The organism is Streptomyces sp. NBC_01314 (assembly GCF_041435215.1).
GTDB lineage: Bacteria > Actinomycetota > Actinomycetes > Streptomycetales > Streptomycetaceae > Streptomyces.
Genome location: NZ_CP108394.1, coordinates 6398778 through 6421685 on the forward strand (window position 1 = coordinate 6398778; position 22908 = coordinate 6421685).

The following is a 22908-nucleotide window of genomic DNA, read 5'->3' on the forward strand; positions in this document are numbered from 1 at the left end:
GAAAGGAGCCGCATCATGCGCGCCCAACTGGCCGGTGTCGACGCGGTGCTCGTCCAGGCGCTCATCGCCGCCGCGCTGTCCTTCGCCCACCTGCACGACATCGCCCTGGCGGCCGGTCAGGACGGGTGGAAGGCGTGGGCCTATCCCGTCTCGGTCGACCTGCTGCTCGTCGCCGCCTGGCGCCGACTGCGGTCCGGTGAGGCGAAAGCGGCCGGGTGGTGCTGGTTCGTCATCGCCCTCGCCGCCTCCCTCGGCGCGAACGTCGCCACCGCCGGCCTACTCGACCTGAACGACGTCCCGGCCTGGCTGCGCATCCTCGTCGCGGGCTGGCCCGCCGTCGCCTTCCTCGGCGGAACCCTCCTCGCCCACACCGCCCCCGCGAGAACCGGTGAAGACCACAAGGGCCCAGAGGACACGGACGACACCGTGGGCCAGGAGGACGCGCCCGAACTCGTCCCCGAGGAACCGCCGCCGACACCACCGGCCATCGAGCCACCGCCGCCCGAGCGACCCGCCGTATCCGTCCCGGCCGCCCTCGTCGAACACGCCCGCAAAGTCGCCGCCGAACACCACACCCGCACCGGAACACCCATCGACACCCTCACCCTCCGGGCCCGCCTCGGCGTCCCCGCCCCCATGGCCGAAGCCATCGCCGCCCACCTCTGAAGGGAGACCCCGTGTCCGCCAACCGCCGCTTCCGCAACGTCACCCGCCTCGGCCCCGTCCAGGTCGCCACGTCCTACGACGGCCGGGGCCGCGAGAAGCACACCGCCGTCTGTACGGCTCCGCGCTGCGGCTTCTCCGCCGACTACGACAGCCGCGCCGCCGCCGAGCTGGCCGCCCGCACCCACCGCTGCCCCGTCCGCTGATCCTTCGAAAGGGACCCGCACACCGTGACCGTCAGCCTGCCGCTCGTCGTCGTCCTCGGTTTCTTCGCCTGGGGAGCGGTCAAGTTCCTCGGCGTCCGCACCTGGGTCGTCGTACTGATCGCTCTCTTCGGCTTCTACCTCTCGCAAACCTTCCTCGCCCCCGCCATCGAATCCGGCACGCGCTCCGGCGTGGACGTCATAAACGGCTCACATGCCTAGACGAGTAGATGAGGAGAGTCTGACCGTGTTCCTGCCCAAGTACCCCGACAGCCCCACCCCGCCGCCCGCACACACCCACGCCCCGGCCGATCCGGCGCCCGTGCGGCGCTCACTCCCGGCGGTCTCCATCAGCCCCGGAGTCGTCGCGGCCGTCGCCGTCGGCGGTGTCGTCCTCACCGCGCTCCTGGCCGCCGTTGCCGTCTCGGCCATCTCCGTCGCCATCGCGGCCGTGGTCCTGCGCTCCCTGATCCGCGAACAGAACCGGCGCTGAACGCGCCCAGCACCCGGGGCGGCACACACGACCAAGCATCCGCCGCCCCGGGGCCATCACTCCTGACCGAGCCAGCCAGAAGGAGAATCGCCATCTTCACCCGCACCACACCGCCCCCGCTCCCGGAACTCGCGAAGCTGGCCGAGCACGGGACCCTGCCCGGTATCCTCCGTCAGCTCTCCGGACTCGGCGGCTGCGTCAACCCGATCCGCCTCGACGGGCACCGCACCGAGCACGACGTCGACACCACGACCGGTGAGATCGGCCGTGTCCTCCAGCACCTCGACTCCACCGACCTCCCGGCCGGCCAACTCCTCGTGCGCTGCAACAACCGCCGGACGACTCGGTGCGCGGCCTGCTCCGAGGTCTACCGCCGCGACACCTTCCACCTGATCACCTCCGGCCTGCGCGGCGGCAAGGGCACTCCTGAACACGTCGCCACCCACCCGCGCGTCTTCGCCACCTTCACCGCACCGAGCTTCGGCCCGGTCCACAACCGCCCTTCCAGCGGACGGCCCTGCCGCTGCGGAACCCGCCACGACCAGGACGACGCCGTACTTGGTACCGCGCTCGACCCGGACGCGTACGACTACGAAGCGGCCGTTCTCTGGAACGCGCACGCCGGTCCGCTCTGGCGACGCTTCTCCACCTACCTGCGCCGAGAGGTCGCCAAGCGGGCGGGCCTGTCACAACGCCGGTTTCGCGACCACGCCCGCGTCTCCTTCGCCAAGGTCGCCGAGTACCAAAAGCGTGGCGCCGTCCACTTCCACGCCGTCATCCGCATCGACGGCCCCACCGGCGGCGACACCCCGCCCCCGACCTGGGCCACCGCCGAACTCCTCACCGACGCCATCGAGGCAGCGGCAGTCAAGGTTCGCGTGGACGGCCCGGTCATCGACGGACGCGCCCACACCTTCACCTTCGGCCGCCAACTCGACGTGCGCACCATCCGCTCCGCCGACTTCAACGACGGCCAGGAACTGACCGAACGCGCCGTCGCCTCGTACATCGCCAAGTACGCCACCAAGGGCGCCGAAACAGCCACGGGAGCTCTCGACCGACCGCTGAAGTTCGCCGCCGAGCTGGCTCAGCTCGACATCAGCGACCACGCCCGCCGCCTCATCCGAACTGCCTGGACCCTCGGCGCACGCAAGAGCCTCGAACACCTCCGCCTGCGCGCCTGGGCCCACATGCTCGGCTTCCGCGGCCACTTCTCCACCAAATCCCGCCGCTACTCCACCACCCTCGGCGCCCTCCGCGACGCCCGCGCCGAATGGCGCCGCGCCCAAGCCGCAACGGCCAACGGACCGGCGCCCGACACGACGTACGTCCTTGCCCACTGGGTCTTCGCCGGAACCGGCCTGTCCGACACCGAAGCCTGGCTTGCCGCATCCCTCGAACCCGCCCCCGGAACAGAAGGAGAACCGACGCATGCGTGACGACGAGCTGCTGACCGTGGCTGACGTCATGGCGCGACTCAAGCTCGGCCGGTCGACGGTCTACGACCTGATCCGCTCCCGTCGGCTCCCCTCGATCACCATCGGCCGTTGCCGCCGTATCCCCGCGCGGGCCCTCAGCGACTACATCACCCACGAAATGGAGGCGGCAGCCTGATGGCTGGCCAGCGCAAGCGCAACCCGAACGGGGCGGGCACGATCACCAAGCGCAAGGACGGCCGGTATCAGTGCGCCGTCTACGTGCTTCAGCCGGACGGCACCCGCGCCCGCAAGTTCGCCTACGGCAAGACCTGGCAGGAGTGCGACACCAAGCGCCGTGAGCTGCTCGCCAAGGTCGACCAGGGCGTGCCCGTGCCGACCCGCTCGGCCAAGCTCTCCGAGTGGCTGCCGTACTGGCTGGACAACGTGATCAAGCCTCGGCGGAAGCTCAGCACGTACGACAAGTACGAGTCGCACGTCCGGCTCTACCTGGTGCCGCTCCTTGGCTCCAAGCGGCTCGAATCCCTCGGCGTCGCCGACGTACGCCGCTTCCTCGTCCGCCTGGAGAAGGAGACCACCGCGGCAACGGCCAAGGAGTCGCACCGCGTTCTGCGTTCCGCTCTGTCATCCGCCTGCCGCGAGGAGCTGATCACGCGCAACGTTGCCAAGCTCGTCGAGCCGCCCCGCACGGACAACAGGGAGCTGAAGCCCTGGAGCCTGGACGAGACGCTCGACTTCCTCGCCGCTTCCCGCAGAGATCCGCTCTACGCGGCCTTCGTGCTCGCCATCGCCATGGGCCTGCGCCGGGGAGAGATCATTGGTCTCCGCTGGTCTGACCTCGACCTCGAAAACCGCGTCCTCTACGTCCGTCAGCAGACCCAGCGGCGCCGCGGCGTCCTGTACGACGATGACCCCAAGAGCCGCCGCCGACGCGTCGTCCCTCTGCCCGCCCTCTGCATTGCCCCGCTGCGCTGGCACCGCATGCGGCAGTCCGCCGCTCGTGCAAAGGCGGGGGAGCAGTGGCACGAGTCGAGCTACGTCTTCACCACCCGTACCGGCCGCCAGGTCGAGCCTCGGAACGTCTACCGCTCCTTCACCCGCGTCGCAGAGTCCGCCGGCCTTCGCGTCATCCGGCTCCATGACGCTCGCCACGGCACCGCCACGCTCCTCACGGCTGCCGGAGTCGCGCCCCGGGTCGTGATGGAGATCCTCGGGCACAGTCAGATCAGCATCACCATGGACGTGTACACGCACGTCGTGCAGGACACTCAGCGCGAGGCGATCAGCCACATGGACCGGCTGCTCAAGAGGCGGCCGGTTGCGAGTGACCGTCCTCGTTGATGTCAGAAGTGGATGTCAAAGGCCCCGGACCATGATCGGTCCGGGGCCTTTTGGCTGGTGCCCCCGGCAGGATTCGAACCTGCGACACCCGCTTTAGGAGACTGGCGCTGGAACATCCTGCCCGCGTCCGTCACATGGCCTCTGACCTGTCACGATACCCGCGCCGCCCGTTCCGCCATTCCTCCATGGAGATCGTTTGGGCGGTTTTTGGGAGATCAACTTCGGCAGTCCGTTTCACCAGGTTCGCCCGGCCCCACAGCGTCTCCCAGCCCAGGTTGCCCATCGCCCTCCAGAAGATCTCCTCCATGCCGTCGAGGCGCTCCTGCCGCATGTCCGGCGTCGGGTGCTGGTACACGCCCTTGATGCCGGGCCGCTTGTGGCCGGCCTGCTCGAAGGCGAGCGCGGCCCGGACGCCGATCTGGTCCTGAAGCGAGTCGTGCAGGTGCCGCAGACTCCGCATCGTCAGCCCCGACGCGAGCGGCTTCCACTCCTCCCGGTACGAGGCGCCCTGCCGCTTCATGCGCTCGGGCCGGCCGTCGGCTGCGGGGCGCAGGTACTGCTTGCCCCAGTTGTTGCGACGCCACCACGTCCCGTTGGACGTACACAACACCCAGTCGTACGGCCAGTCTTGGAGGTGGTACTGCCACAGCCGGGCCAGGAACGGCGGCAGGTCCAGGTCGCGGACGCGGTATCGGTTCTTCAGTGGCTCGAGCCGCATGACGGTGCCGAGCTTCTTGCCGTCGACGTCGCGGTCCTCGTACTCCGCGACCTCCTGGACCAGGCGCAGGACCGGGCACTCCCACACGCTGTTCCCCCAGACCTCGCTACGGGTGAGCAGGCAGTGCTGCCGCTGGAGTCCGATCCCCTCGCCCCAGTTGGCCCCCGTGAACATCGTGGTGATCACGTGCAGCCCCTTGGCCGGCCCCAGGCGGTCGGCGACCCGGAGGACCGCCTCGGGGGAGTGGAGCTTCTTCTTGGCGCTGCCGCTCACGGGGGCGACGGCTGGAGTGTGGTCCACCGGCTTGGTGCGCTTGCGCCCGAAGACCGGATTCAGCGGCAGCCAGCGCGCGTCGACGGCGCCCGTGAGAATGGTCGACAGCAGCGACACACAGTGCCCCTTGGTGACGTCGTCACAGAGCAGGGCCATCTGCCAGGAGTCGACGTCGAACCAGGTGATCGAGATCAGCGGCGCGTGCTCCCACGTCGGCAGGATGTACTTGTCCAGGAGGTCCCACCGGGTGTCCATGGTGCGGCCGCGCTTGGGGCGTTCGGCCATGTACTTCCTCGCGAACCTCCCGAAGGGGGAGCGGTACAGGTCCGGATCGATCCAGGTGCCTTCCCTGATCTTCCGTTCCTGCTCTTCACCCCACTCCTCAGCCTTGCTCTTGACCGGGAACCCCGGCTCACTGCCGACGCTGCCATCGGGCTTCTTGTATCGCGCCCTCCACGTGAACTGCTTCGTCTGCTTGCCATCGCGGACCTTGTAGACCTTTTGTGCGTAGGCCATGTCTCTCCCCCGCCGCGCGCGCCGAAGGCCGGCCTCAGACGGCGTGGAGGTGGCGGGGGTGGCGCGCGTGGCAGCGTTCCCAGTCCGGTGATCTCTCGGACTGCTGACGGGTGATGGACGTGGCGCCGCGCTCGCTGATCAGGCCGTGCCGCACGAAGTACGCGATGCGAGTCGGACGGTCGTCAACCACGATGGGGACGCCGTCCGGCATGTCCGTGCGCAGATCCATAGTGACCGGGATCCGCGGTCCGCGAGGTGTCTCCGGTGCGCGGGGCATCCACCTGCGTGCCTGTTCTGTCAGGGCCTCCGCGAAGAGCGAGGCCCCCTCTTTGGTGATGTCGTCGTCGTGGAAGTGGAAGACACACCCGGTGTCGTCATCTTCGATGTACGGCTGGAAGTACTCCCCAGACCGACGCTCCACTCCGATAACGCGCTGCATGATTCCCCGATCCGCCGAGTGGTGCCCCCCTCTCGGTGACGGTCCGTGCATGCAACCATACTTACTGGAGTTGCGCGAGTGTCCTGCGCAAACTCCACTAAGGATCTGCAACCTCCCCTGATTCCGCCGCGAGTCCCTGCAGGTGCCGACGAGCCCGCCGGTAGCGGGCTGCGATCCGTTCAATCTCCTCTGGCGTAGCGCCTTTTCGGCCTTGCAGGACGACGATGATGTGCCCGTCCTCGTCGTCGGGTCCCAGATTGATGACCTGTGAGCCGAGTGTCTCGCCCGCTCTGAGTTCGTACTCGACTTCCGGCGTCAGGCCCAGCTCGGACGAAGAAGCCTCGCTCGGCGGAGGGCTGCTCGATACGGCTTCGTCGAGCACCGGTCCGCCGGCCATGACGCGGTCCTCGGCGCCCTCGGGCCAGCCGAGAAGCCGCGCGTACTTCCGCACGGTGGAGTTGATCCGGGTGAACTTGCCGTGCTCGATGTTCTGGATCGTGGTTCGGCTCACGCCGAGCGTCTCGCCGGCGTCGCCCTGCTTGAGCCTTGGGCGTCGGCTTTCACGCGCTCTCTGAAGCTCGGAGCCAAGCCGCTTGGAGTCGGGGTCCATGGGTCCCCATCATGCCGCATCGGGTTGCATGCGCGTAGCCCAGATTCGGCGCTTTGACCTGGGCATTAATGAGCATTTTGAGCCGGTTGGGTTGCACCACAGAGGCCCCACGAGTCACGCAATCTGAGCTTCAGGCCAAGATTTTCGAGCTTGAATGTAGTCAGAGTGCTTGCGTACGTAGCGAGATTGCACCTAGATTCTTGGCGTGAAGCCCAACGGACCTGTCATCAGAGCCATACGTAAGGCGAGGAAAGTGAGCCTTCGTTGGCTCCAGGACGAGACGGGCCTGGATCGGGGCTACCTCTCCCGCATGGAGCGAGGCCTCATCCAGGAGTCCGGTGACCAGCAGGTCGAACGGGTTGCCACCGCGTTGAACGTCCCCCCTGACGTGATCACCCAAGAGGAGTAGCCGTGACCGGGAAGGCCACGACCCTGACCCCCACCGGGCCCGCCCAGCACATGCAGGACCGAGCTGAGTTCGAGGCCGAATTCCACCGCTGGACCTTGGAAGAGGTCATCGCGAAGCAGCTCCTGCCGTACAAGAGCCGCCGCGTACTTCGGGACAAGTGCTACCGGCGCGAGGTCTACCACCACCTCGACGGCGGCCGGATCACCTTCACCGTCGACGACCTCCGCCTGGAGAACGCCAGGACAGCGGTCGTGCCGTTCGAGAAGCGCGCCGTCTGACGACATGAGGGGCCGCGCGGACCATGCCCGGTCCCCACGACCCCGCTCACAACGAGCACCTCACCACTGAGAAATGAGGCTCAACGTGCAGGCTACCCAGCCCACCACGCCCATCGCATCACCCGAGGTAAGAACCCCGGACGCGCAGCGCCTGGCGTTCCAGCACGCGCAAATGGTCTCCGGCGACATCGTCAACCGGCTCGCCGTGCTGCCGTTCGCCGTCGAGACGCACGAGGACTTCCCTTCCGGCTGGCGCATTCATCTGAAGTTCCGCTCGTCCCAGACGGCAGGCCTGCTCGACTTCGCCCGCCTCGTCGGCGTCCCGGTCACCGAAGCGGTCACCGAGTTCGGTACGCACGTCGAGTGCCTGACTCGCATGGGTGACGTCGAGCTCCGTGCCAGCGCCCTGCTCTCGCACGATGAAGCTGACGCCCTCAAGGAGCAGTCGCCGACGGTCTGCCTGATCGACGGGCAGGGCGGCCTCCTGTCCTGGCCGACCAGTCCCGACGCGGAGTCCGCGCCGGTGCCGCTCGGCGAGAGCCCCGTCGCCCAGGACCAGGCCGACCAGGTCGAGAGGTACGACCAGTCCCTCACCCGGTACGTCGCCTCGCTCGGCGGGAGCGTCGTCGGCCATGTCCCCGCCGCCGAGACCGACGACGGCCCGAGCACGATCTCCTTTGCCCCCGTCAGCCCGGCCGCCGGCGGTGAGCAGTGAGCCGTCACCTGCAGCACCTGCTGCACTCCCGCCTCGACACCGCGGCCGCCGTCCTCGACCTGCCGCTCACCCGCGACCACCTTGAGCGCCTGGCTGTCGAGCTCACTCCGGCCGTCAAGGCGCTGCTCCTCGAGGCCGACGACCGCGCCGCCGAACACGAGCCCGTCGAGTACACGTTGACCGAGCAGGCCGCCCCCGCCGACCGCCACGTCACCGAGTACAACGGCTGCCGCTCCTCCATCCACCCCGAGGTGGACGAGGATGCCCCGGCCGCACTCCTCGCTCTCGAGTGGCGCGGCATGCAGCCGGACATCACCTCCACCGACGTACCCACCCGCACCCACCTGACCATCACCGTCCGGCCGCAGTCGCTGCGCGCGTGGGACTGGTGGCTGAACAAGGCCGGCGTCGCCGTGGATTCGACCCGGAGACACGGCCAGCTGATCACCGGCACCGGCTACTACGGCGAGATCACCGTGTACCTGCGCGGCGAGAACGTCGGCCAGCTCCTGGACGACCAGGTCGTCACCGCCTCCGCGACCCGCCTGACCCAGTTCATCGGCGGACACCCGTGGTGACCGGCAACGGGCCCGCCTTATGGCTCGTCATCACCAGCACCGCGACCGGCACCGGCCTCGTGCTCTGGCTCCTCAAGCTCCTCATCGACGCCGCCAGCGACGAGCCCAGCCGCGCGCCCGCCGCGCCGGTCCCTGCCCCGCCGCTCTGGCAGCCCTTCCCCGCCCCGCACGCCCACACCACCGCGTGCACCGGCGAAACCCTCCACCTCACCACCGTCCAAGCCTCCCGCGCACGCCACGCCAAGCCGAGGACCGCCTCGTGATCGAGCACACCTACTTCGGGTGGACCCAGCTCAGCCACACCGAGAGCTGCGCCACCCCTACCTGGGACATCGACGTCCGCCACGACACCGGCATCCGCCCGCACGCCGACCGGGCCGTCACCCACGGCTGCCCGGACCAGCACTGCACGCACGACAGCGACTTCGGCCGGGTCACCGTCCGCGTCATCTGCCGCGGCTGCGACACCGCGCACGTCATCACCGGCGAGAGCCTCGCCCGCACGGTCACCACCACCGACGCCCTCGGCTACGGCCAGGCCCCGCGCCAGATCGCCGGCCTCTACCTGTGGCCCGGACGCCCCGTCCTCCACGGATGGGGCCCCGGCGCCTCCGGCCTGGACGACCAGCCGCACGAGTACCTCGTCACCACCGCGCTGGTCGACCGCCTCACCCCCGGCGACTGCGTCGGCGCGATCGGCCGCCACCGCACCGCCGGCGGCCACCCCCGCTGGTGGGCCGGAGCCGTACAGGTCCCGCCGCCCCTGCGTGTCCTGCCCGAGCCCGGCGAGTACCGCCTCGCCTGGGCCCACCGCACCAGCGACCACACCAACCCCGAGACGGCCGCCGCCTGGATCGCGGACGCCATCGACCCCGCCCAGCAGAAGCCCCTGGTGGTAGCCGTATGAACCTCATCGATCTCGCCCTCACCACCTACACCGAGTACCTGGGCGCCGCCGAGGACGTGGCCGCCGAGCAGGCCGAGCAGCTGCGCGACACCTTCCTGTCCGCCGCCCGCGCGACCGCCTCCGCCCGCCTGGGCTCCGCCGCCGACCAGCTCGAGTGGACCTACACCCCGCACGGCGGCCAGCCGAAGAACACAGAGCAGGCCACCGCCCCGCTCACCCAGCGGCGGCCGGAGTACCTGCGCTACCAGTACGACCACGACGCCGAGGACACCTCGTTCGCACTGGTCCAGCCCTGCAGCGCATGCGGGCACGACCGCATCAGCGAGATCCCCGGCCTGACCCGGCTCGGCGAACTCCTCCACCACGACCACCACCCGGCCGACGAGGAGGACCAGGCGCCGAAGGAGGAGCCTGGCCCGCTAACCGCGGTCCAGGTGCTGGAGACCCGTGTCGCGGTCATGGCCGGACTTGCCCGGCGCCTGCGTGCCAAGCACCCGGACGCCGACGTCACCGTCTCGCACACCGTGCTCATCGCCCACAGCCACGGCGGCGCCACCGGCACCCTGAACCTTGCGGTAGCCGACGTGAACGCGGTCCGCGCGGTTGCGGCCGCACTCGGCGCCGAGGTGACCACCAGGATGACCGAGCACGGCGCCCCGTACCCGGCCGTCATCGAATACGCCCAGGCCAACGCCATGGTCGACGGCATCGAGGTCGAACTCACCGCCTACCGGACGCTTACCGACGACGAGGCCGCCGCCTGGCGCGCCCAGCAGAACCAGGCCACCGAGCCCGACGCCGACGGCGGTGACGTCTGATGCGGGCCCGCTCCCAGCGGCCCCAGCTGCCCGAGACCAGCGCCGCCCAGCGCAAGGCCAATCTCGCCTGGAACAAGGGACTCACGGGCGCCAGCCGTACGGCCGACGACATCCCGCTCTTCCACACCTGCGCCGTCCCCGGCTGCGGCCGGTGCGCGGCGATCGACCGCGCCCGCGCAGACCTCCGCACCAACGGCCACGAAGGCGGTGTCAGATGACTGACCGCCTCGACATCATCGCCGCTGCCCTGCGTGCCCCGAAGACCGCCCGGCCGTACGTCGGGCACGAGATGCGCGGTCCGATGCTCATGCTGACCGGCGCCAACTCGGACCTGATCTGGTCGGCGACTATCCCGCAGGTCGCCGAGGCCATCGACCAGGCCTTGCAGGAGCAGGAGCGCGAGGAGAAGGGCATCCCGGCCGCCGGCGCACAGCCGACCGCCGGGACGACGTCCACTCCTCAGGTGTGCTCGTACGGCAGGCCTGCCGATCACGGGAGGATCGCCGCCGACTTGCGCGCCCGGGCGGGCCAGTGGGGGACGGTCGGCGTCTACCGGTCGCTCGCCACCGCCCGCAGCGTCAGGTCCCAAATCCGCCTGGCGGCCGGGAACTACAGCGCATACGGACCGACCGGCTCTTTCGAAACCCGCACCGACACCGTCCCCGACGGCACCCGTGTCGAGGCCCGCTACACCGGCGACAGCGCCCACCACGCCGAGCCCGCCCCCGCCGCACCGTCCGCCACCGGCGACGACGCGGCATGGGCCGACGCTCTGGCCGGACTGGACCAGGGGGCGGAATGAGCAGCCTGCCGACCCGCCCCGTCCTCGACCTGCGCCCAGGCGACCAGGTCCACGACTCCTCCGGGACGTGGCTCACCGTCGCCACCCGGCCGCTCCCTGACCGCAGCGGCGCCCGGATCACCTGGTTCTACGAGGACGGCATCCGCGGCCGCGCTCACTGGCTGGCCGAGTTGCCCTGCCGCCCCGCCCGCCGCGAGGGGGCCCGGCCGTGAGCCAGAGCGCCCAGATCGCCACTGCCCTCCTCAGCGCGGCCGCCAGCGTCGCCTTCGCCTCCGGCATCCCGTACCCGCCCAGCCGCCGCCACCCCGCCCGGACCGCCTACGCCCACTTCCACGCCGACGACACCACGCCCGAGGCCGCCGAATGCGAGGGCACCTGCCCGGGCTCCGCCAGGCACGAGGACGACGGCGAAGGCGGCGCCACCTGCCTGGGCTGCGGCGCACCCCGCCAGGCCCCCGCGCCGGACCTGACCTGACCCGCCCACCAACCACCTGACCGACCTCGGTCCTGACCTCGAACGGAAGCCCATGACCGAGCGCACCCTGCCCCACGACCCCTACATCACCGCCGTCTGTGACGCCCTCACCGCCGCCGGTCGGGAACCCACCGACTCCACATGGACGGACGACTGCGAGACCCGCGGCACCTACTGCTACCTCAACGCTGTCATCACCCTCGACCCCTCCGGCACGATCACTCGGGGCCTGGACGAGGACAACGCCGACTGGCCGCACGGCCTGCTGCTGATCTGGGAGTGGCACACCGGCATCGAGGCCGACCACGGCGAGCCGCACAAGGGCCCGGTCTGGCAGTTCGCCGAGCTGAAGTCGGACGGTTCCAACGAGTACCCGACGGACCTGCCGGTGTACGGCTACGCCAGTCCGGCCGCGATCGTCGAGGCCGCTCGCAAGGTCATCTCGCGAGAGATCGGCGCTGGGTCCTACCACGGCATCAGCAGCGCCCGCTGGGACGGCGGGATTATCGGCGACTCCTGGGACCAGGCCGACGCCCTTGACACCGCATGCGAGGCCTGGGGCACCGACGAGACCAGCGAGTGAGCGAGGACCGTCCCGGCCCGGAGTGCCGGCACTGGATCGGATCCGAGCGCCGCCACTGCCGGGCCGTGGACGGCATCCGCCCCTACATCCAAGGCCTCCGCTGCCCCCTCCACACCCCCAACGCCCTCGCCGGGAAACCCGAAGCACCGCCCGGGCCCGGCCTCGCGCCCGGCGACCTCCCCCTCAGCCCGCTGTCGGCGTCCGTAGTCGCCGACACCCGGGCGATCGCCTCCGGCAAACGCCGCTCCACCCCCGCCGCCTACCGGGCCGCCCAGGCCGCGGTCGACCACCGAAGGGACCTGAACCTATGACCATCCCCGCCACCGCCCGGCCGACCCCCGCCGCCCTCGCCCGCCGCCCGGCCCCCAAGCCGCGCACACCCGCCGAGTCCATCGCCCCCGGCGAACTGGTGGGCAAGGAGCGCATGCGCACCATGATCGAGCGGGGCATGCGGATCAGCCGCCTGCACCCCGAGGCACGGCTCGTCGCGCTGACGCTGCTCGGCTACGCCCACCACAAGACCGGCGTCGTCTTCCCCCGCTTCAGGCCCACGCTCGAGCAGCTCGCCGAGGCCACCGGGCTCACCGTCGGCCAGGTCGGCGTGCAAATCCAGGTCCTGACCCAGCGCGGCTGGCTCTGCACCCGCCGCATCACCCAGGGACACGACACCGGAAGCCTCGCCCTGTCCCTCGCCATCCCCGCCCTGCTCCTCGAGCAGGTCCGCGCCGCCCGCGCCGCAGAAACCCCCCGCCAGGCGCGCACCGCCGGCCCCGATAGCGGCACCGAGTGAGCCGCCAGCCCCGGCACCGAGTGAGCCGCCAGCCCCGGCACCGGGCGTACCGCGCCCTGTTGTGGCTCGGCGCCGCGCTCACCACGGCCGCGCTCGTCCTCACCGCCTGCACCCACCCCTGATCCCCGCACCGCATCCCGGAGAGCCCGATGCCGAAGAGCCGAGTCCGCCGCCACCGGCGCCGCCCGCCCGCGCAGCCCCACACCGAGCTCGTGCCGTTCCTGCAGCACCACTACGGCATGACCCGCGCCGAGGCCCGGTCCGTCGCCCGTATCGGGGCGGCGCTTCTCGCCGAGCACACGGGCCCGCTCATGACCCGCTTCACCTGCGACTACTGCCACGCCTACGAGACCCCCACCTACGACGCCATGGACACCACCCAGCTGACCACCGCCCGCGCCGAAGCCCGCGCCCACATGGCCGTCTGCCCCGGTCGCCGCTGACCGATGACCGCTGCCCGTGCTGCCGCCGCCGAGCCCCGCCACATCCGTGGCGGGGCCGGTGGCGTGGCCCGGGTCAGGCCACGGCGCCCGCAGCGCCGCGCGGTCCAGACCGTTGAGATCCCCGAGCGGGTCTACCGCGGCTCCCACTACTCGGACGTGTTCATCAAGGCGTGGGTGAAGATGGCCGCCCTCGACGTCGACACCAATGTCGAGCACTGCAACGCCGGCGTCGAGACGATGGCCCGCTTCTGCGGCCTGTCCCTGCGCGACTTCGAGCGCGCCCTCACCGAAGGCCGGCACCCCGGCCCGGACGGCGGCGCGCCGGAGTTCTCCACCCGCCGCATGACCCGCAGGTCCGGCACCGGGCGCACCGCGATCCGTCAGGTTCGTCCCGTCGTCGATGGCGAGCGGTACGTCACGGTGTCCGTGGCGATGTGCGACGCCCTCGAGCCGCGCCGCCTGCGCGCCGCGCTGCTGATGGCGCACACGGCCAAGTACAGCCCCGGCTACCAGCCGACCGCGGCCGAGCTGGCGGGCGAGCTGTTCCACCACCACGGCAAGAGCGCGGGGAAGCAGCTGTCCGAGCGGACCGCGCGCCGCATCGTCCACGACCTTGAGGCCACCGGCTGGGTGAGCGTCGGCCACCGCACCGGGCACCAGGGCCGCCACACCGTGGCCGTGAACTCCCACCCCATCCTCGCCGAGCAGCTGGCCCTGGACCTCGACGCTGCTGCCACCGCGCCGGACGCCGCAGCCCCTGCCGGGCAGTGCGGGGAGGCGAGTGCGGACAACCATGGCGGATCCGGTCCGGCCACGGGCGGCGGATCCCTCGCGATCAAGGAATACACCGGGGTTCTCACTGACGAGGTTGTTGCGCCCCAGGAGGTGGGTGGTTCCCGCCGTAGGCGAGTGACCGTAAGTGAGCCCGCGACTGACGCGATCGATCTTGCTGACGGCACGTTCGGGCCCGGCGCCTCTCGCGCTCCGCGCGGCACCCGCCCCACCCCGCAGCCACCGACCGGACAAGCCCCCTACGGCGGGCCGGAGTTGCGCTGGACCGAGCGCATCCACGTCAGCCTCGCCCCCGTCCGCCACCTCCTGCAGCAGCCGGACGCCAACCGCTTCCTGCTGCGGAAAGTGGCCCGCGAGATCGGCCGCCAGCTCGACCAGGCCGCCAGCAACTTGATGACCGCCGAGCGGATGGCCGCTCGGATCGCCACCCGCTACCGCGACGCCGGACCCATCCGCGACATCGCCGCCTGGCTCCTCGCCGTCGGCGTCGTCCACCGCGGCTGCGGCCAGCCGCTGTGCGAGGACGGCCAGCTCTGGCCCACCGGCGCCACGTGCGAGTCCTGCACGGTCAACCGGCAGGCAACCAGCGAGCACTGGCGGCGCGCCCGCGAGCTGAACGACCGGCTCACCGAACTCCGCGCCCACCGCCAGGCCGACGCCGAGCAGCTGCCCGCGAAGGCCACATACCGCCAGCGCGCGCAGGCATTCGACGCCGAGGTCCTGGCCGTCGCCGCCGCACACGGACCGGCCATCGCGCTCCACCGCTTCGGCGTACTCCGCGCGGGCGAACTCCTCCGCGCCCACCACGAACAGCTCCCTGCAGCCGTCGGCGCCGCCCCGGCCTCACCCACCGCTTCGTTCCGTCGTCCCGTCGAGGAGGCGCCCATGCCCGACCACGGCTACATGCCCGACCAGATCCGAGCCCAGCTCGGCCGGACCACGACCACCGGGGCGCTCGCCATCGCCTGCCCCCAGACCGGCTGCCTCGCGGAGGCAGGCCAGCCCTGCACCACCGGGCGCGGCCGCCGCCGCGACCCCCACGACGCCCGCACCACCGCCGCCCAGACGCGCGGAACGGAGACCGACTGATGCCCACCACCCCGCACCCCACCAAGGGAGTCACCCCATGCGGCCGGTGTGGCGCTCTCATCCGCTGGGCCATCTGCATCTCCGGCACCTACAAGGGCCGCCGCGTCCCGCTGAACGCCCTGCCGGCCCCGATGGGTGGATACGCCGCCCGCAACGACCAGCACGGCGGCCTGGTCGTCCGTCAGCTGGACGCGGAATTCCCCAACGTCGAGGACGCGCGCCTGGAGTGGCCGGCTCTTCTCCACTGGCACAGCTGCACCGGCGGGCAGAACCCCCAGCCCACCCAGGCCTCCCGCCCCGCGCGGCGCAGGCCCACCGTGCAGGCCCCGCTGTGGGGACAGCCGCAGAGGGGAACGCGATGAGGAACGGAGTCCCCCGCGACGACGTCGCCGAACTGCTGTACCAGGGGGCGACCTACGAGACCGTCATGCGGCAGCTCGGTGTGTCCGCTCACGTCGTCTCGGCCACCCGCAAGGCTTACAAGATCCCTCTGCCCGTCGGGCCCGGCTACCGGTACTCGCCGGAGGACAAGGCCCGCCTCGAGCAGCGGGTCGCCGTCCTGCTCCTGCAGGGCGCCACCTACGACGAGATCAGCGCCGAGGTGGGGCTGAGCCATCCGACGATCCGGCTGATCCGTCTGGACTGGAACATCCCGAAGGCTGTTCGGCCGAAGCCGTCCCGCACGGTGGCCCAGACCCTCGCCCTCTACACCGAGACGTACGGCCTGGGCCATGTGCGCTGGACCGGCCCCTACTCCGGCCGTATGCCCGAGCTGTTCGCCGAGGGGCGCAGCCACAACGCCCGCCGCGTGGCCTTCACCGCGCACCACGGGCGTGACCCGGTGGGCTACACGCTGTCCGACTGCCGTGAGCCGGGCTGTATGGCCGGCCCTCACCTCACCGACGAGCCGATGCGCTCTACCAGGCGCAGCCTCCCGGCAGCCGGGGGTGCAGCGTGACCGCGGCCGAGACGTACGAGATGCCCGCGGAGGACGTCCCGACAGGGCAGTTCGGCGGCGCACGCCCGGCGCTGCCCGACTACATCACGCCCTGCACCGCAGACGAGCAGGCCGCCCACCTGGCCGACCTCAGCGACGCCCTGTCCGGGTTCGTCGTCGGCGCTGCCATCCGCCGCCATGCCAAGACACCGCCCCGCCCGGGACCGCGAGGTGAGGCGGCATGACCATCCAGCTCCCGATCTTCGTGGACTGCCCGTACGGCGGCTGCGAGGACGGCTACTGCGCCTGCCTCGAACGCGACCTGGACGACCTGGACGACCTCAAGGTCTGCGGCGAGTACGACCCCGAGGACGCCGAGCTGCTCGAGGCCCTGCAGAACGGGGCCCAGGTGATCACCGTGCGCGGCCGCACCCGCCTCGTCGAAACCGTCCCGATTCCGATCGACAACTACCCGCCCCAGCCCGCACCCGACCCGCTCGGAGCCACCCCATGAGACATCCCGTCGAGTGCCAGGCCTGCCACAAGCCCATCCGCTCCAAGGCCTCCATGGGCCGGCGGATCGGGGGCCGCTGCTGGCGCAAGCTCCGCCCCGACCAACGCGCCGCCATGCGGGCCCTGCTCGGCCAGTCCGCCCGGCCCAGCACGGCCGCCGTACGCCGCGCACTCAACCAGCCCCTGCCGTCCACCGACGGCCAGCTCCCCCTCGACGAACAGGAACAGCAGTGAGCTACGACCTCTTCGCGGTCATCCCCGAGCTCTCCATCACCGTGAGCCGGACGGTGCGGGTTCGGGCCGCGCTCCCCAAGGGCTGGGGCACCGGCCCCCATGCACCCCGTACCGCGCTTGAGGCGGCCCAGCTCCTGCAGGCCGACGGCCACCGGGTCTGCCTCGTGTCCGACGGCAACCACACCTGCCTCACCGACGGCCGCCCATCCCTGGTGGACCTGCCGTGAGCCGCGCCTGCCGACACCCACTGCGCCAGGTCCCGCACAACCCGACGTGGCTTACGTGCGACATCCACCGCGCCGACTTCCCCCACCTTGAGAACTGCCTGGGCCACGGCACCCAGGGCTGCACCACCCTGTGCGCGAACGGCACGCCGACAGACGAGCAGCTCCTCGGCATGGCCGTCGAACTCCTCGGCAAGGGGCATACCGCGCACGGAGTGGACACGCCGTGCGGAGCCGTACCCAGGGACCTCGCCCGCGCCCTTGCCCCGCTCATCAACCAGGCGGACGGCGGCCGCGGCCTGCCTGAGGTCCTCCGCGCGGACCTGGTCGCCGTGGCCCGGGTGCTCATCGGGAGGAACGCGTGATCCCCCTCGCCATCGGCGGCGCCGACATCCTCGGCGCCGCCTGCCCCCTGATCTTCCTGATCGCCGCCGTGACGATCTGCGCCCTCACCTACCGCGACCGCCGGAGGAACCGATGACCGACCGCACCGTCAAATGCCCCGGCTGCCCTGGCCGACGCAACCCCCGCCAGTACCTCTGCGGCTCCTGCTGGCGCGCTCTGCCGGACACCACCCGAGGCCGTCTCTCTCGACGCGACGCCGGCGCCTTCCTCCGCGTCCGCGAACTCCACGCGGCCCTCGCCGCCAACATCCCGATCCCGGACATCGAGGTCAGCCGATGACCACCCGCATCTACGCCCACGCCAGCGCGGCCGCCGCCATCCTCCTCACCGCAGGCGCCTGCCACCCCGACCTCCACCCCCGGTGGATCGGACTGTCCACCCTCTTCACCGCCGTCCTGTTCGCGTGGTTCGCCCGCCGCTGCTACGCCCAGGCCCGCCTCGAACGGGCAGTCCAGCAACGACTGGAGTGGTTCCACCGCGAGGACGACGAACCGTTCGTCCCCCCGGCACCGTGCTGCTCGTTCTGGCGGCACACCGACCGTCAGGTCCACGGCCCAGACTGCACCCGCCCCGCTGGCGCGCGCACCACCCTCACCTCCGAGGAGGAGGCGGCCTTCGCAGGGCTCGCGGCCGCCTTCCACAGGGCCGGAGGCGCGGCATGACCTCTCATCCCGTCCCCGAGAACGCCGGGCACTGGTGGCTGGCCTGCGGCAAGTGGCGGAGTCTGCACGCCATCGCCGGACCCGCCATCACCCCCGAGCAGCTGCGCACGGCCATCGATGAGGGCCGACTGGTCCCCGCGCGCGCCGCCTGCAGACTCCGCCGCGGCTGGGAGCTGCCCGGCCTGTTCTCCCGCCTCGGCCGTCGCCGCTGCACCCCGTGCTGTCACGCCCTCGGCATCCCCGCCGGCTACGGCACCCCCGTCAACGAAGCATCACTCAAGGAGGACCAGGCCGCATGAGCGAACGACAGGAGACACGCTGGAACGGCGAGCCCTGCCAGGCCCGCCGCGTCACCGCGATCGTCGCCGACGACGGCGCTTTCCCCCAGTACTGGGCCCGCCATCTCGTCGGCACCCGCCGCAACGTCGTCGAGGTCACGTACGGGGACCACACGTTCTACATCGACAACGAGGACGGCTCTGGCTGGAACAAGGTCACCCACGGCGGCTCACCCCACTGGGGACACAGCAGCCTGACCATCGAGCCGGACAGCGTCCAGCCCCGCGTCGACCCCGACCAGCCGTGCACGCATGAGAACTTCGACGCCTTCGTTGACGTCGGCCGTATCGCCGCTGGCGACAACGACCCCACCGTGATCGGCTACTCGGCCGAGATCAGGGTCAACTGCCGGGACTGCGGCGAGCCCTTCCGCTGGACCGGCGTCCCGGCCGGCCTCTCGCCCCGCCAGCCCATGTGCAGCGTCGACGAGACCGAGCTCCGCGCCCCGCTCCGCCCGGCCTCCGCCGACCCGGACTTCGGCCTCGGCCTGCCCGGCTTCTCCGTCAACTACCGCAAGGAGGGTTGACCGTGCTGCAGCACACTGTGGCCGCCAACGTAGACACCCGCATCTGGAACGGCACCCACGACCCCGGCCTCATCGCGTGGCTCGGCGAGGACGGCCATCACTTCGACGGCACCCAGCTCGTCATCCACACCACCGACGGCGACATCTACCCCGAGCCCGGCTGGACCATCGCCCGCTGGCCCGACCGCGACCTCAGCGTCATGTCCTCCCGCGTCGCCGTCAAACGCCTCGCCCCTGCATCCGAGGACACACCTGTGCGGAGCGCTGGCCTGTGCATCACGGCCTTCAAGTGCCCGTTCTGCACCGGCGGCCTGGTCCTCGACAAGGACGGCCGCGACATCGACCACTGTCATCACTGCGCCGGCACCGGTCTCACCGCCGACCCGTGCGGCGAGGCCGAACGCGCACCCAGGCCGCCCGGGGTGATGCGCGCCCCGTGCGGGGACTGCGCGTACCGGCCCGGGTCGCCGGAGCTGGAGGCGAACGGCGCCCGGCTCCCCGAGGACGAGCCGTTCTACTGCCACCAGGGTCTGCCCGTCTCCGCGTCCGGCGCCTACACCCCGGTCGCCATGTTCCGCGGGCTGCCGCTCGGCGCGATGGTGTGCGCCGGCTGGTGGGCGCACCGCACCGGCGAGCCGCTGCCCGCGAAGCCGTACCGCGAGAACCCGATCACCGAGGACCAGGTAGAGAAGCGGTGGGGCCACCGCCCGCTGGTGGACGAGCCACGACCACCAGCGCCCGATGTCGTCCACCCGGACGAGAACGCGCAGGTCCATGCGCCGGACGGGGCGGGCGAGTTCAGGCGCGCGTTCCTCGACGACGTCCACGCATCCGAGGCGCCGTGCGTGCCGGTGGAGCTGTTGTCGCACTGGGTCCCGCCGTGTCCATCAGGGCGCCACTCGGACCACCCGGCGCTCACCTGCGACGAGCACGAGAGCCTCAGGAAGATCTTCAGCGAGCACCTGCAGCAGTCCATCGCCGAGGCCCGGGCCCGGTACGAAGAGGCCCTCGTCAGCTTCCGGTCCGCACTGGAAAGCCCGGCCGATGCTCTCTTCACCGGCGCAGGCCTCGACGCTCCGTGGTTCCAGCCCGGGATCGGGCGAGCAATGGAGATCCTCGCGCCTCACCTCGCCGACGTGGCGCTCTACCAGCCCGGAGACACCGGCCCGTCGAGGAGGCGCTGATGCAGCTCCACCTCTTCCGCACCAACCCGGCGCAGGAGATCGCCGCCGAGCCGGACACGCTCGCCCTGCTGGAGGACATCCTGCGGCCCAAGGAAGCCGAGACCCGCGCCGCCCCGGAAGTCCTCGAAGCGTGGCGCGCGTCCGACCTGCCCCTCGTACCGGACGAGTCATTGCGCCCGGGCGTCGTCCATGTCCGCCCACACCCCGCCCCACGCACCGGGACATGACCGAGCCCCGGCCGTTCCGTCTCCACCTGCCCCACGGACAGGTCCTCGACGGCTTTGAGACGGCCGACGGCTGGGCCGTCGCGATCGACGACCCGCAGTACGGGCTGACCTCGGCCGCCCCCACCCCCGCAGACCTCATCCGCGGCTACGGAGGCGGCCACATCGAGTGGCCCGACGACCCCACGCACCACCAGCAGGAAGGGGAGCACACATGATCTGCACCCTGTGTGACACCCGCGAGATCGAATACGGCAGCCTCTGCACCAGCTGCACCCACGCCACCCACGAACGCCTCGTGCGCCTCCCCCGACTGTGGGCGTCCCTGGAGTCCTGGCTCACCCCCGGCACCACCGGCAGCGCCCAATACGGCGGCCGCGTCCGCCTCGCCGAGGCCCCCCTCCCCCTGGACAGCGAAGTCCTGGACCTGCGAGCCGAGGGCGGCATCGTCGGCGTCCTGGAGGACTGGCGCATCGCCCTGTACGAGACGCGCGGCTGGGACCGGCCGGAGCGCGCGGCCAGCCTCGGCAACCGCGTGACGATCGCGGCCACCGACCTGGACCACCACCTCGACTGGATCGCCCGCTGGTACGCCGGCGACAGCTTCGCCTGGGACATCCGCCGGCTCTTCCAGCGCGTGCACCGCGTCGTCCAGCCCGGTCACGGCCTGGACCGGCCGCCGCCGACGTTCCTCGGTCACTGCATCGCCGTCGACCCCTCCGGCGTCATCTGCGGGGCCAAGATCTTCGCGGACATGCGCACCGCCGTGCGGTGCGAATGGTGCCTGTGCGTGTACCCGCCGGACCGGTGGCTCGCCCTGCGCCACTTCCAGCCCGGCAACCAGGCCGTAGCCGACGAGCTGCAGGCGGCGGCGGCCTGACATGTCCCGTCACCACGGCGTAGCGTGTGCCCCGGACACGCCAGAGCCCCGCCACCCCACTTCGACTGGGGTGGCGGGGCTCAGTGCGTTCAGCTACTCCTCCGGCTCGGCCTTCCTCGGGCGCGTGGTGCCGGACCCTTTGTACCCGCGGAAGACGTCCTGCACGGTGCTCAGCTTGATCTCCAGGCGCGCGGCGATCTTGCGGTACGACAGGCCCTCCTCGTGGTGCAGCCGTTGGATCAGCTCATCCCGCTCTTTGGCCCACTCGCGGTTGCGCTCCACTTGCGCGGCCATGATCCGGCTCTTGGCCCTGACACGCTGCTCCACGTCGGCAATCTGTTCGACTGCCTCGACGGCCTCCGTCACGCGGCGCACCTCCTCGTCGCTCACGTCCGACCCTTCTCTTTTGGCGGGCCGCTTGCATTGACTGTAGGGGACCCCTACAGTCAAGAGCAAGCAGTCCGAACTGCTGATGCACAAAGCCCCCCGGCCGGAGTTCACAGCTCCATATGGCCGGGGGGCGGACCCACCCTGAAGCGAACGAAGGGGCAGATCCAGTGCCTGACCTTACCCAGCCGAACCCGGTCGACGTAGCCCTCAAGGTGCTCCTCGACACCCCCTCCTACGCCGCGCAGATGCTCATCACCACGGCCCGCCTCCTCGAGATGGACGCCTCCCAGCCCCTGGCCGGCCTCGACCTCGAGCGCGCCATCGACATCGCCGCCGACACCATCCTGCGCCCGCTCCCCAACGTGGTCGCCCAGGACAGCATCAGCCGCATGTACCGGGTCCTCCCGGACCGCCCCGCCCTCCTCACCCGCGGCGAGTACGCCCTCCTCCTCCGCCGCGCAGCGAAGGAACTGGGATGAGCGCCCCGCAGCCCGCCGTGCCGGGCCCCGTCCGTGACCTGCTCGCCGCGATCGCCGACACCCTCGACCTGCCCGTCCCGGCCCCGGAACGGACGGCCGAGCTCGCCCACCAGGGCCTCCTCGACGACCGGGTCCAGAACGTCCGCCTCGCGATCGACGCCGTCCTCAACGGCAGGGCGTACGAGGGCATCGAGTGGGAGGCCCGCTACCTCCGCGACCAGGCCGCCAAGCGCCCGCCGAGCTACCGCACCCGCGCCCAGTTCGACGACGACCGCAGAGCGGCCGCGGCCGCCACCGCTCCCGCAGGCCCCGGCACCCGCGCGACGGCCGCCGAGCTGCTTGCTGAGGCCGCCGCCGACTACGCCGCCGCCGAGGCCCAGCGCCACGCCGGCGACGAGCCGCCCATGGACTCGGGCCTGACCGCGCTCGCGGCCGAGGCCGCTGAAGCCACCCCGGGCCTGGAGAACGGACCCGCCTGACCCGCCGACCGGCCGGGCCCCGTTCCACCCCCGGCGGGGCCCGGCCTCCCCTTCTCTGTTC

The 22908-nt window shown here is 71.3% G+C and carries 46 protein-coding genes; 41 read left to right on the forward strand and 5 right to left on the reverse strand.

What is annotated here, in order from left to right:
* Positions 1–15: 15 nt before the first annotated feature.
* The 4 genes from OG622_RS28195 to OG622_RS28210 are packed head-to-tail and all read left to right on the forward strand — an operon-like array spanning position 16 to position 1359.
* Entirely contained in the window at positions 16–666 is a 651-nt protein-coding gene (locus tag OG622_RS28195) for a DUF2637 domain-containing protein (protein WP_371579408.1), read from the forward strand.
* A gap of 11 nt (positions 667–677) precedes the next feature.
* Positions 678–869 carry a mobile element transfer protein gene (locus OG622_RS28200; RefSeq protein ID WP_371579409.1) on the forward strand — a complete coding sequence of 64 codons (192 nt, stop codon included), beginning with the start codon at positions 678–680 and terminating at the stop codon, positions 867–869.
* Positions 870–893: 24 nt separating this feature from the next.
* Positions 894–1088: a hypothetical protein gene (locus OG622_RS28205; protein WP_033531893.1), complete on the forward strand. Its 195-nt coding sequence runs from the start codon at positions 894–896 to the stop codon at positions 1086–1088.
* 25 nt (positions 1089–1113) lie between these two features.
* Positions 1114–1359, forward strand: coding sequence for a SpdD protein (locus tag OG622_RS28210; RefSeq protein ID WP_371584246.1), 246 nt, complete (start codon positions 1114–1116; stop codon positions 1357–1359).
* Positions 1360–1415: 56 nt separating this feature from the next.
* Here the strand turns inward: OG622_RS28210 and OG622_RS28215 are convergent, their stop codons facing one another.
* On the reverse strand, positions 1416–1640 hold the full coding sequence (locus OG622_RS28215; RefSeq protein WP_371579410.1) for a hypothetical protein: 225 nt from the start codon (positions 1638–1640) through the stop codon (positions 1416–1418).
* On the opposite strand from OG622_RS28215, the gene OG622_RS28220 reads away from it, so the two are divergent.
* From OG622_RS28220 to OG622_RS28230, 3 genes are read left to right on the forward strand one after another with little or no spacing between them, the layout of a single operon-like run.
* Positions 1566–2798 (forward strand): replication initiator, encoded by a 1233-nt coding sequence (locus OG622_RS28220; RefSeq protein WP_371584247.1) that lies wholly within the window; start codon positions 1566–1568, stop codon positions 2796–2798. The genes OG622_RS28215 and OG622_RS28220 overlap by 75 nt on opposite strands.
* Positions 2791–2973, forward strand: a complete 183-nt coding sequence (locus tag OG622_RS28225; RefSeq protein WP_037705495.1) for a helix-turn-helix domain-containing protein — start codon at positions 2791–2793, stop codon at positions 2971–2973. Before OG622_RS28220 ends, OG622_RS28225 begins: the two co-directional genes overlap by 8 nt.
* On the forward strand, positions 2973–4136 hold the full coding sequence (locus OG622_RS28230; RefSeq protein WP_371579411.1) for a tyrosine-type recombinase/integrase: 1164 nt from the start codon (positions 2973–2975) through the stop codon (positions 4134–4136). The genes OG622_RS28225 and OG622_RS28230 overlap by 1 nt, the downstream gene beginning before the upstream one ends.
* Before the next feature lie 130 nt (positions 4137–4266).
* Here OG622_RS28230 and OG622_RS28235 read toward each other — a convergent pair whose 3' ends face one another.
* The 3 genes from OG622_RS28235 to OG622_RS28245 form a co-directional block, all read right to left on the reverse strand.
* Positions 4267–5643 carry a hypothetical protein gene (locus tag OG622_RS28235; protein WP_371579412.1) on the reverse strand — a complete coding sequence of 459 codons (1377 nt, stop codon included), beginning with the start codon at positions 5641–5643 and terminating at the stop codon, positions 4267–4269.
* A 34-nt stretch (positions 5644–5677) separates the two neighbouring features.
* Entirely contained in the window at positions 5678–6082 is a 405-nt protein-coding gene (locus OG622_RS28240; RefSeq protein ID WP_371579413.1) for a hypothetical protein, read from the reverse strand.
* Positions 6083–6179: 97 nt separating this feature from the next.
* On the reverse strand, positions 6180–6692 hold the full coding sequence (locus tag OG622_RS28245) for a helix-turn-helix transcriptional regulator (protein ID WP_371579414.1): 513 nt from the start codon (positions 6690–6692) through the stop codon (positions 6180–6182).
* A 205-nt stretch (positions 6693–6897) separates the two neighbouring features.
* Here OG622_RS28245 and OG622_RS28250 point away from each other — a divergent pair, with 205 nt between their 5' ends.
* From OG622_RS28250 to OG622_RS28405, 32 genes are all read left to right on the forward strand, one after another.
* A complete protein-coding gene (locus OG622_RS28250) occupies positions 6898–7101 on the forward strand; it encodes a helix-turn-helix domain-containing protein (protein ID WP_371579415.1) in 204 nt (67 codons plus the stop codon).
* A 2-nt stretch (positions 7102–7103) separates the two neighbouring features.
* Entirely contained in the window at positions 7104–7379 is a 276-nt protein-coding gene (locus tag OG622_RS28255) for a hypothetical protein (RefSeq protein WP_371579416.1), read from the forward strand.
* A gap of 85 nt (positions 7380–7464) precedes the next feature.
* Complete coding sequence (locus tag OG622_RS28260) at positions 7465–8094, forward strand: hypothetical protein (protein ID WP_371579417.1); 630 nt, start codon at positions 7465–7467, stop codon at positions 8092–8094.
* Positions 8091–8672 (forward strand): hypothetical protein, encoded by a 582-nt coding sequence (locus OG622_RS28265; RefSeq protein ID WP_371579418.1) that lies wholly within the window; start codon positions 8091–8093, stop codon positions 8670–8672. The genes OG622_RS28260 and OG622_RS28265 overlap by 4 nt, the downstream gene beginning before the upstream one ends.
* Positions 8669–8935 (forward strand): hypothetical protein, encoded by a 267-nt coding sequence (locus OG622_RS28270; protein WP_371579419.1) that lies wholly within the window; start codon positions 8669–8671, stop codon positions 8933–8935. The genes OG622_RS28265 and OG622_RS28270 overlap by 4 nt, the downstream gene beginning before the upstream one ends.
* Positions 8932–9579 carry a hypothetical protein gene (locus OG622_RS28275; RefSeq protein ID WP_371579420.1) on the forward strand — a complete coding sequence of 216 codons (648 nt, stop codon included), beginning with the start codon at positions 8932–8934 and terminating at the stop codon, positions 9577–9579. Before OG622_RS28270 ends, OG622_RS28275 begins: the two co-directional genes overlap by 4 nt.
* The gene (locus OG622_RS28280; RefSeq protein WP_371579421.1) at positions 9576–10397 is read left to right on the forward strand and encodes a hypothetical protein; all 822 of its coding nucleotides are present in this window, start codon (positions 9576–9578) and stop codon (positions 10395–10397) included. The genes OG622_RS28275 and OG622_RS28280 overlap by 4 nt, the downstream gene beginning before the upstream one ends.
* Complete coding sequence (locus OG622_RS28285) at positions 10397–10615, forward strand: hypothetical protein (protein WP_371579422.1); 219 nt, start codon at positions 10397–10399, stop codon at positions 10613–10615. Before OG622_RS28280 ends, OG622_RS28285 begins: the two co-directional genes overlap by 1 nt.
* Positions 10612–11199, forward strand: coding sequence for a hypothetical protein (locus OG622_RS28290; protein WP_371579423.1), 588 nt, complete (start codon positions 10612–10614; stop codon positions 11197–11199). The genes OG622_RS28285 and OG622_RS28290 overlap by 4 nt, the downstream gene beginning before the upstream one ends.
* Complete coding sequence (locus tag OG622_RS28295) at positions 11196–11411, forward strand: hypothetical protein (RefSeq protein ID WP_371579424.1); 216 nt, start codon at positions 11196–11198, stop codon at positions 11409–11411. Before OG622_RS28290 ends, OG622_RS28295 begins: the two co-directional genes overlap by 4 nt.
* Positions 11408–11674: a hypothetical protein gene (locus tag OG622_RS28300; protein WP_371579425.1), complete on the forward strand. Its 267-nt coding sequence runs from the start codon at positions 11408–11410 to the stop codon at positions 11672–11674. The genes OG622_RS28295 and OG622_RS28300 overlap by 4 nt, the downstream gene beginning before the upstream one ends.
* Positions 11675–11726: 52 nt before the next feature.
* Positions 11727–12257 carry a hypothetical protein gene (locus OG622_RS28305; RefSeq protein WP_371579426.1) on the forward strand — a complete coding sequence of 177 codons (531 nt, stop codon included), beginning with the start codon at positions 11727–11729 and terminating at the stop codon, positions 12255–12257.
* Positions 12254–12568 (forward strand): hypothetical protein, encoded by a 315-nt coding sequence (locus OG622_RS28310; protein ID WP_371579427.1) that lies wholly within the window; start codon positions 12254–12256, stop codon positions 12566–12568. The genes OG622_RS28305 and OG622_RS28310 overlap by 4 nt, the downstream gene beginning before the upstream one ends.
* The gene (locus OG622_RS28315) at positions 12565–13047 is read left to right on the forward strand and encodes a helix-turn-helix domain-containing protein (RefSeq protein ID WP_371579428.1); all 483 of its coding nucleotides are present in this window, start codon (positions 12565–12567) and stop codon (positions 13045–13047) included. Before OG622_RS28310 ends, OG622_RS28315 begins: the two co-directional genes overlap by 4 nt.
* Complete coding sequence (locus OG622_RS28320; RefSeq protein ID WP_371579429.1) at positions 13044–13169, forward strand: hypothetical protein; 126 nt, start codon at positions 13044–13046, stop codon at positions 13167–13169. The genes OG622_RS28315 and OG622_RS28320 overlap by 4 nt, the downstream gene beginning before the upstream one ends.
* Before the next feature lie 27 nt (positions 13170–13196).
* A complete protein-coding gene (locus tag OG622_RS28325) occupies positions 13197–13490 on the forward strand; it encodes a hypothetical protein (RefSeq protein ID WP_371579430.1) in 294 nt (97 codons plus the stop codon).
* Between the two features lie 3 nt (positions 13491–13493).
* Positions 13494–15371, forward strand: a complete 1878-nt coding sequence (locus tag OG622_RS28330) for a hypothetical protein (protein ID WP_371579431.1) — start codon at positions 13494–13496, stop codon at positions 15369–15371.
* Positions 15371–15733, forward strand: coding sequence for a hypothetical protein (locus OG622_RS28335; protein ID WP_371579432.1), 363 nt, complete (start codon positions 15371–15373; stop codon positions 15731–15733). The genes OG622_RS28330 and OG622_RS28335 overlap by 1 nt, the downstream gene beginning before the upstream one ends.
* Entirely contained in the window at positions 15730–16329 is a 600-nt protein-coding gene (locus OG622_RS28340; RefSeq protein ID WP_371579433.1) for a hypothetical protein, read from the forward strand. The genes OG622_RS28335 and OG622_RS28340 overlap by 4 nt, the downstream gene beginning before the upstream one ends.
* Entirely contained in the window at positions 16326–16553 is a 228-nt protein-coding gene (locus tag OG622_RS28345; RefSeq protein ID WP_371579434.1) for a hypothetical protein, read from the forward strand. The genes OG622_RS28340 and OG622_RS28345 overlap by 4 nt, the downstream gene beginning before the upstream one ends.
* Positions 16550–16822 carry a hypothetical protein gene (locus OG622_RS28350; protein ID WP_371579435.1) on the forward strand — a complete coding sequence of 91 codons (273 nt, stop codon included), beginning with the start codon at positions 16550–16552 and terminating at the stop codon, positions 16820–16822. Before OG622_RS28345 ends, OG622_RS28350 begins: the two co-directional genes overlap by 4 nt.
* Positions 16819–17055, forward strand: coding sequence for a hypothetical protein (locus OG622_RS28355; protein ID WP_371579436.1), 237 nt, complete (start codon positions 16819–16821; stop codon positions 17053–17055). The genes OG622_RS28350 and OG622_RS28355 overlap by 4 nt, the downstream gene beginning before the upstream one ends.
* The gene (locus OG622_RS28360) at positions 17052–17282 is read left to right on the forward strand and encodes a hypothetical protein (RefSeq protein WP_371579437.1); all 231 of its coding nucleotides are present in this window, start codon (positions 17052–17054) and stop codon (positions 17280–17282) included. The genes OG622_RS28355 and OG622_RS28360 overlap by 4 nt, the downstream gene beginning before the upstream one ends.
* Positions 17279–17644: a hypothetical protein gene (locus OG622_RS28365; RefSeq protein ID WP_371579438.1), complete on the forward strand. Its 366-nt coding sequence runs from the start codon at positions 17279–17281 to the stop codon at positions 17642–17644. Before OG622_RS28360 ends, OG622_RS28365 begins: the two co-directional genes overlap by 4 nt.
* 112 nt (positions 17645–17756) lie before the next feature.
* On the forward strand, positions 17757–17963 hold the full coding sequence (locus OG622_RS28370) for a hypothetical protein (RefSeq protein WP_371579439.1): 207 nt from the start codon (positions 17757–17759) through the stop codon (positions 17961–17963).
* Positions 17960–18346, forward strand: coding sequence for a hypothetical protein (locus OG622_RS28375; RefSeq protein WP_371579440.1), 387 nt, complete (start codon positions 17960–17962; stop codon positions 18344–18346). The genes OG622_RS28370 and OG622_RS28375 overlap by 4 nt, the downstream gene beginning before the upstream one ends.
* Positions 18343–18645 carry a hypothetical protein gene (locus OG622_RS28380; protein WP_371579441.1) on the forward strand — a complete coding sequence of 101 codons (303 nt, stop codon included), beginning with the start codon at positions 18343–18345 and terminating at the stop codon, positions 18643–18645. The genes OG622_RS28375 and OG622_RS28380 overlap by 4 nt, the downstream gene beginning before the upstream one ends.
* Complete coding sequence (locus tag OG622_RS28385; RefSeq protein WP_371579442.1) at positions 18642–19211, forward strand: hypothetical protein; 570 nt, start codon at positions 18642–18644, stop codon at positions 19209–19211. The genes OG622_RS28380 and OG622_RS28385 overlap by 4 nt, the downstream gene beginning before the upstream one ends.
* Before the next feature lie 2 nt (positions 19212–19213).
* A complete protein-coding gene (locus tag OG622_RS28390; RefSeq protein WP_371579443.1) occupies positions 19214–20395 on the forward strand; it encodes a hypothetical protein in 1182 nt (393 codons plus the stop codon).
* Entirely contained in the window at positions 20395–20622 is a 228-nt protein-coding gene (locus tag OG622_RS28395) for a hypothetical protein (RefSeq protein WP_371579444.1), read from the forward strand. Before OG622_RS28390 ends, OG622_RS28395 begins: the two co-directional genes overlap by 1 nt.
* Entirely contained in the window at positions 20619–20837 is a 219-nt protein-coding gene (locus OG622_RS28400) for a hypothetical protein (protein ID WP_371579445.1), read from the forward strand. Before OG622_RS28395 ends, OG622_RS28400 begins: the two co-directional genes overlap by 4 nt.
* Positions 20834–21499 (forward strand): hypothetical protein, encoded by a 666-nt coding sequence (locus OG622_RS28405; protein ID WP_371579446.1) that lies wholly within the window; start codon positions 20834–20836, stop codon positions 21497–21499. Before OG622_RS28400 ends, OG622_RS28405 begins: the two co-directional genes overlap by 4 nt.
* Positions 21500–21592: 93 nt before the next feature.
* On the opposite strand, the gene OG622_RS28410 is transcribed toward OG622_RS28405, so the two are convergent.
* Positions 21593–21889, reverse strand: coding sequence for a helix-turn-helix domain-containing protein (locus OG622_RS28410; RefSeq protein ID WP_371579447.1), 297 nt, complete (start codon positions 21887–21889; stop codon positions 21593–21595).
* Positions 21890–22056: 167 nt separating this feature from the next.
* Between OG622_RS28410 and OG622_RS28415 the strand changes: the two genes are divergently transcribed.
* Complete coding sequence (locus tag OG622_RS28415) at positions 22057–22368, forward strand: hypothetical protein (RefSeq protein ID WP_371579448.1); 312 nt, start codon at positions 22057–22059, stop codon at positions 22366–22368.
* A complete protein-coding gene (locus OG622_RS28420; RefSeq protein ID WP_371579449.1) occupies positions 22365–22847 on the forward strand; it encodes a hypothetical protein in 483 nt (160 codons plus the stop codon). The genes OG622_RS28415 and OG622_RS28420 overlap by 4 nt, the downstream gene beginning before the upstream one ends.
* Positions 22848–22908: the final 61 nt, after the last annotated feature.

Bases quoted from the DNA above. Each gene is read 5' to 3' on its own strand.
- OG622_RS28330 (WP_371579431.1), top strand. From the start codon at position 13,494: ATGACCGCTGCCCGTGCTGCCGCCGCCGAGCCCCGCCACATCCGTGGC.
- OG622_RS28340 (WP_371579433.1), top strand. From the start codon at position 15,730: ATGAGGAACGGAGTCCCCCGCGACGACGTCGCCGAACTGCTGTACCAG.
- OG622_RS28355 (WP_371579436.1), top strand. From the start codon at position 16,819: ATGAGACATCCCGTCGAGTGCCAGGCCTGCCACAAGCCCATCCGCTCC.
- OG622_RS28240 (WP_371579413.1), bottom strand. From the start codon at position 6,082: ATGCAGCGCGTTATCGGAGTGGAGCGTCGGTCTGGGGAGTACTTCCAG.
- OG622_RS28305 (WP_371579426.1), top strand. From the start codon at position 11,727: ATGACCGAGCGCACCCTGCCCCACGACCCCTACATCACCGCCGTCTGT.
- OG622_RS28245 (WP_371579414.1), bottom strand. From the start codon at position 6,692: ATGGACCCCGACTCCAAGCGGCTTGGCTCCGAGCTTCAGAGAGCGCGT.
- OG622_RS28380 (WP_371579441.1), top strand. From the start codon at position 18,343: ATGACCTCTCATCCCGTCCCCGAGAACGCCGGGCACTGGTGGCTGGCC.
- OG622_RS28400 (WP_371579445.1), top strand. From the start codon at position 20,619: ATGACCGAGCCCCGGCCGTTCCGTCTCCACCTGCCCCACGGACAGGTC.
- OG622_RS28395 (WP_371579444.1), top strand. From the start codon at position 20,395: ATGCAGCTCCACCTCTTCCGCACCAACCCGGCGCAGGAGATCGCCGCC.
- OG622_RS28195 (WP_371579408.1), top strand. From the start codon at position 16: ATGCGCGCCCAACTGGCCGGTGTCGACGCGGTGCTCGTCCAGGCGCTC.
- OG622_RS28375 (WP_371579440.1), top strand. From the start codon at position 17,960: ATGACCACCCGCATCTACGCCCACGCCAGCGCGGCCGCCGCCATCCTC.
- OG622_RS28235 (WP_371579412.1), bottom strand. From the start codon at position 5,643: ATGGCCTACGCACAAAAGGTCTACAAGGTCCGCGATGGCAAGCAGACG.
- OG622_RS28385 (WP_371579442.1), top strand. From the start codon at position 18,642: ATGAGCGAACGACAGGAGACACGCTGGAACGGCGAGCCCTGCCAGGCC.
- OG622_RS28230 (WP_371579411.1), top strand. From the start codon at position 2,973: ATGGCTGGCCAGCGCAAGCGCAACCCGAACGGGGCGGGCACGATCACC.
- OG622_RS28325 (WP_371579430.1), top strand. From the start codon at position 13,197: ATGCCGAAGAGCCGAGTCCGCCGCCACCGGCGCCGCCCGCCCGCGCAG.
- OG622_RS28350 (WP_371579435.1), top strand. From the start codon at position 16,550: ATGACCATCCAGCTCCCGATCTTCGTGGACTGCCCGTACGGCGGCTGC.
- OG622_RS28370 (WP_371579439.1), top strand. From the start codon at position 17,757: ATGACCGACCGCACCGTCAAATGCCCCGGCTGCCCTGGCCGACGCAAC.
- OG622_RS28295 (WP_371579424.1), top strand. From the start codon at position 11,196: ATGAGCAGCCTGCCGACCCGCCCCGTCCTCGACCTGCGCCCAGGCGAC.
- OG622_RS28285 (WP_371579422.1), top strand. From the start codon at position 10,397: ATGCGGGCCCGCTCCCAGCGGCCCCAGCTGCCCGAGACCAGCGCCGCC.
- OG622_RS28225 (WP_037705495.1), top strand. From the start codon at position 2,791: ATGCGTGACGACGAGCTGCTGACCGTGGCTGACGTCATGGCGCGACTC.
- OG622_RS28290 (WP_371579423.1), top strand. From the start codon at position 10,612: ATGACTGACCGCCTCGACATCATCGCCGCTGCCCTGCGTGCCCCGAAG.
- OG622_RS28405 (WP_371579446.1), top strand. From the start codon at position 20,834: ATGATCTGCACCCTGTGTGACACCCGCGAGATCGAATACGGCAGCCTC.
- OG622_RS28315 (WP_371579428.1), top strand. From the start codon at position 12,565: ATGACCATCCCCGCCACCGCCCGGCCGACCCCCGCCGCCCTCGCCCGC.
- OG622_RS28420 (WP_371579449.1), top strand. From the start codon at position 22,365: ATGAGCGCCCCGCAGCCCGCCGTGCCGGGCCCCGTCCGTGACCTGCTC.
- OG622_RS28335 (WP_371579432.1), top strand. From the start codon at position 15,371: ATGCCCACCACCCCGCACCCCACCAAGGGAGTCACCCCATGCGGCCGG.
- OG622_RS28280 (WP_371579421.1), top strand. From the start codon at position 9,576: ATGAACCTCATCGATCTCGCCCTCACCACCTACACCGAGTACCTGGGC.